Origin of the sequence: Streptomyces sp. NPDC059037, assembly GCF_042740015.1 — a bacterium.
Taxonomy (GTDB): domain Bacteria; phylum Actinomycetota; class Actinomycetes; order Streptomycetales; family Streptomycetaceae; genus Streptomyces.
The window spans coordinates 1-4,357 of sequence record NZ_JBHYIG010000460.1 but is presented as its reverse complement, the minus strand read 5'-3'; the positions used below and the strand labels follow the sequence as shown (position 1 = coordinate 4,357).

The following is a 4,357-nucleotide window of genomic DNA, read 5'->3' as shown; positions in this document are numbered from 1 at the left end:
CGGCGCGGGGGGGGCGGGTGGGGGGGCGGACGCTGCAGGAGCCCCGCGCCCCGCCGCGCCCCCCCCCCCCCACACCCCGCCCCCCCCCCCCCGCCCCCGTTCACGTACGCATCAGGTACGTCCGTGGAGATTCACGCCGCGTGCACGACGTCCTTCTCCTCCGCGAAGTGACACGCCGACTCATGCGCCGCCGGAGTGTCCTGGCCCGCGAACCGCTGCGGGATCGCGAGCAGCGGGATCTCCTCCGCGCACTTCGCCTCCGCCTTCCAGCAGCGGGTGCGGAAGCGGCAGCCCGAGGGCGGGTTCGCGGGGGACGGGACGTCACCGGTGAGGATGATCCGCTCGCGGCCCTCGCGCGCCTCCGGGTCCGGCACCGGCACCGCGGAGAGCAGCGCCTGCGTGTACGGATGCGTCGGGTGCTCGTAGATCTGCTCGTCCGAGCCGATCTCCGCCATCTTGCCGAGGTACATCACGCCCACGCGGTCCGAGATGTGCCGGACGATCGACAGGTCGTGCGCGATGAAGAGGTAGGAGAGGTTGAACTCGTCCTGCAGCTTCCCCATCAGGTTGATGACCTGCGCCTGCACCGACACATCGAGCGCCGAGACCGGCTCGTCGCAGATGATGATCTCGGGGTTGAGCGCCAGACCGCGCGCGATGCCGATGCGCTGGCGCTGGCCGCCCGAGAACTGGTGCGGGTAGCGGTTGATGTACTCCGGGTTCAGGCCCACCACGTCCAGGAGGTCCTGGACCTTCTGGCGGCGCGAACCCTTCGGGGCCACCTCGGGGTGGATCTCGAAGGGCTCCCCGATGATGTCGCCCACCGTCATACGGGGGTTGAGCGACGTGTACGGGTCCTGGAACACCATCTGGATGTTGCGGCGCACCGCCTTCAGGGCGCGCCCCGAAAGCTTGGTGATGTCCTGGCCCTTGTAGAAGACCTCGCCGGCCGTGGCGCGTTCGAGCGTCATCAGGAGCTTGGCGACCGTGGACTTGCCACAGCCCGACTCGCCCACGATGCCCAGCGTCTCGCCCTGGTAGAGGTCGAAGGAGATGCCGTCGACGGCCTTGACCGCACCGATCTGCTTCTTGATCAGGATTCCCTGCGTGAGCGGGAAGTGCTTGACCAGGTTGCGCACCTGGAGGATCGGCTCGCCGCGCTCGACCGGCGCCTCGATCGCCGCCACGGCCTCTTCGGCCGTCGCCGCGGCGACCGTCTCCACGTCGGAGACGTTCGGGGTGGCGTCGGCGGGCTCGTCCGTCTTCGAGAGCTTCGAAGCCTTCGTCGGCTCAGCCATGGATCGTCTCCTTCCAGAAGTGGCACGCGCTGCCGCGGCCCGGCAGCTCCGCGCCGTCCTGCTCGCTCACCGGCACCAGGGCCGGGATGTCCGTACGGCAGATGTCCTGCGCCTTGGGGCAGCGCGGGTTGAAGGCACAACCGGACGGGACGTGCAGCAGGTTGGGCGGCAGGCCCTTGATCGCGTAGAGCTCCTGGCCCTTCTGGTCGAGCCGCGGGATCGACTCGAGCAGACCGCGCGTGTACGGGTGCGCGGGGCGCTTGTAGAGCTCGTGGACCGGGGCCGTCTCGACGATCCGGCCCGCGTACATGACCGCGATCTTGTCGGCCACGTCCGCGACCACACCGAGGTCGTGGGTGATGAGGATGAGCCCCATGTTGTACTCGCGCTGCAGCTCCGCGAGCAGATCCATGACCTGCGCCTGGACCGTCACGTCGAGCGCCGTGGTGGGCTCGTCCGCGATGATCAGGTCCGGTTCGAGGGCGAGCGCCATCGCGATCATGATGCGCTGGCGCATACCGCCGGAGAACTGGTGCGGGTAGTCGTTCACCCGCTCCTTGGCGGCCGGGATCTTGACCTTCTCCATCAGTTCGATGGCCTTGGCCTTGGCCTGCTTGCGGCTCATGCCGTCGTGCACCCGGAACATCTCGCCGAGCTGATAGCCCACCGAGAGAACGGGGTTGAGCGAGGACAGCGCGTCCTGGAAGATCATCGCGATCTTGCGGCCGCGGATCTTCCTGCGCTCCTCGTTGGACATCTTCAGCATGTCCTGGCCGCGGAAGAGGATCTCGCCCTGCGGGATCTTGCCGGGCGGCATGTCGAGGATGCCCATGATCGCCTGGGCGGTGACCGACTTGCCGGAGCCCGACTCACCGAGCACGGCGAGCGTCTCGCCCGCGTCCACGCTGTAGTTGACGCCGTTGACTGCCTTGACGACACCCTCGCGGGTGTGGAACTCGACGTGCAGGTCCTTGACGTCCAGCAGCCTGCCGCTCTTTTCCTCACCCGAGCGGGGGGCGGGAACCGAGTCTTCCTTGATGTCGATGCTGGTCATTTACGCCTCCCTCAGCGCAGCTTCGGGTCGAGGGCTTCGCGTACGGCGTCACCCATCATGATGAACGCCAGCACCGTGATACTCAGCATTCCTGCCGGGAAGAACAGCGTGTGCGGGTTGTTCCGGATGTCCTGCGTCGCGTCGGAGATGTCGCCGCCCCACGAGATGGCGCCGTCACCGAGACCGAGGCCCAGGTACGACAGCGTCGACTCGGCCACGATGTACGTACCGAGCGAGATGGTCGCCACGACGATCACCGGAGCCAGCGCGTTCGGCAGGATGTGACGGAACAGGATCCGCTTCGTCCCGGCACCGAGCGCGCGGGCCGCCACCACGTAGTCGGCGTGCTTGGTGGTGATCACCGCGCCGCGCATCACGCGGGCGATCTGCGTCCAGCCGAGGAAGGCCAGCGCGCCCATGACGACCCAGACGGTGCGGTCGGTGAAGGCGTTCAGGACGACCATGGCGCCGAGCAGGAACGGGATGCCGAAGAACACGTCGGTGAGCCGGGAGATGAGGCTGTCCCAGAAACCGCCGAAGTAGCCCGCGAGCATGCCGCACAGTCCGCCGAAGAGGGTGACGAGGACGGTCACGCCGACGCCGACGAGGATCGAGTTGCGCGCTCCGAAGACGACGCGGGCGTAGATGCTGCGGCCCACCCTGTCGTAGCCGAACCAGCCCTCCTGGAAGAACTTGCTGAGCTCGGGCTTGCCCAGGAAGTGATTGACCTGGTCGCCGGACTCCGGGTTCGCGTCGGTGAAGAGGCCGGGGAAGACCGCGATGACGATCAGGATCGCGATCAGGATCGCGGAGATCACGAAGAGCGGATTGCGGCGCAGCTCGCGCCACGCGTCGTTCCACAGGCTTCGCGGCTTGCCCGGTGCGGGACCGGCCGCGGCCGCGTCCGTCATGTCGGGCGTCACGGCGGTCTTCTCGTCCGTGGCCGTGGTCTTGGTGAGGTCAGGCATAACGGATCCTCGGGTCCAGGACCGCGTAAAGCAGGTCGACGATCAGGCTGGCTGCGAGGTACACGAGCACCAGGACGGTGACGACACCGACGATGACCGCGCCCTCACGGCGGGCGAGAGCCTGGAAGAGGAGGTTGCCGACGCCCGTCACGTTGAAGATGCCCTCGGTGATGACCGCGCCGCCCATCAGGGTGCCGACGTCGGTGCCGAGGTAAGTCACCACGGGGATCAGCGAGTTGCGCAGCAGATGCCGGGTGATGATGCGCTGCCGGGGAAGGCCCTTGGCCACCGCGGTGCGCATGTAGTCCGCTTGCCGGTTCTCGGCGATCGAGGTGCGGGTCAGTCTCGCCACATAGGCGAGGCCCACCATGCCGAGCACGATCGCCGGCACCAGCAGCTGGCCCATGTTCTCCGAGTCCTGAACCGTGGGCGTGATCCAGCCCAGTTCATTGCCGAAGAACAGCTGGCACAGCAGACCGACCACGAAGATCGGTACGGAGATCACCAGGAGCGTGAAGAGCGTGACCGTGTTGTCGACGAACCGGCCGCGCTTGATGCCGGCAAGGACGCCCAGCGTGATGCCGACGATGAGCTCGAACGTCCAGGCCATCGAGGCCAGTCGCATCGAGACCGGGAATGCCTGGGTGATCTCGTCGAGGACCGGCCGGTTACCGGCGATGGTCTTGCCGAAGTCTCCCTGCAGCAGGCCGCCCATGTAGTGCAGATACTGCTGCCAGAGCGGCAGATCCAGACCGCGGTCGTGGCGAATCTGCGCCACCTGTGCCGGGTCCGGCGGCTTGTCGCCCCACAGCGCCCGTACGGGGTCGCCGGGGAGCACGTTGACCATGATGAAGATCAACAGGGTTGTCCCGATGAAGACCGGGATCATCTGGAGCAGTCGCCGCGCGACATAGCGCCCCATTGGTGCCTCCGTCCAATCCGGAGCCGCCCGCTGCGCCCCCCCCGGGGGGGCGGGGGGGGGGGCGGGTCCGGGGGCCGCGCGCCACCTCGTGATATGCCACAGGGGGGGGGGGGTA

General features: G+C 67.8%; 4 protein-coding genes. All 4 read right to left on the bottom strand.

The window, feature by feature from the left end; all coding sequences use genetic code 11:
* Positions 1 to 131 precede the first annotated feature (131 nt).
* The 4 genes from ACFWY6_RS44520 to ACFWY6_RS44505 are packed head-to-tail and all read right to left on the bottom strand — an operon-like array spanning position 132 to position 4,242.
* Complete coding sequence (locus ACFWY6_RS44520) at positions 132 to 1,298, bottom strand: ABC transporter ATP-binding protein (protein WP_384703364.1); 1,167 nt, start codon at positions 1,296 to 1,298, stop codon at positions 132 to 134.
* Positions 1,291 to 2,352, bottom strand: coding sequence for an ABC transporter ATP-binding protein (locus ACFWY6_RS44515; protein WP_384703361.1), 1,062 nt, complete (start codon positions 2,350 to 2,352; stop codon positions 1,291 to 1,293). The genes ACFWY6_RS44520 and ACFWY6_RS44515 overlap by 8 nt, the downstream gene beginning before the upstream one ends.
* Before the next feature lie 11 nt (positions 2,353 to 2,363).
* On the bottom strand, positions 2,364 to 3,320 hold the full coding sequence (locus tag ACFWY6_RS44510; RefSeq protein WP_384703358.1) for an ABC transporter permease: 957 nt from the start codon (positions 3,318 to 3,320) through the stop codon (positions 2,364 to 2,366).
* Complete coding sequence (locus tag ACFWY6_RS44505; RefSeq protein WP_360767861.1) at positions 3,313 to 4,242, bottom strand: ABC transporter permease; 930 nt, start codon at positions 4,240 to 4,242, stop codon at positions 3,313 to 3,315. The genes ACFWY6_RS44510 and ACFWY6_RS44505 overlap by 8 nt, the downstream gene beginning before the upstream one ends.
* Positions 4,243 to 4,357: the final 115 nt, after the last annotated feature.

Coding starts and splice junctions, on each gene's coding strand:
- ACFWY6_RS44520 (WP_384703364.1), bottom strand. CDS start 1,298: ATGGCTGAGCCGACGAAGGCTTCGAAGCTCTCGAAGACGGACGAGCCC.
- ACFWY6_RS44515 (WP_384703361.1), bottom strand. CDS start 2,352: ATGACCAGCATCGACATCAAGGAAGACTCGGTTCCCGCCCCCCGCTCG.
- ACFWY6_RS44510 (WP_384703358.1), bottom strand. CDS start 3,320: ATGCCTGACCTCACCAAGACCACGGCCACGGACGAGAAGACCGCCGTG.
- ACFWY6_RS44505 (WP_360767861.1), bottom strand. CDS start 4,242: ATGGGGCGCTATGTCGCGCGGCGACTGCTCCAGATGATCCCGGTCTTC.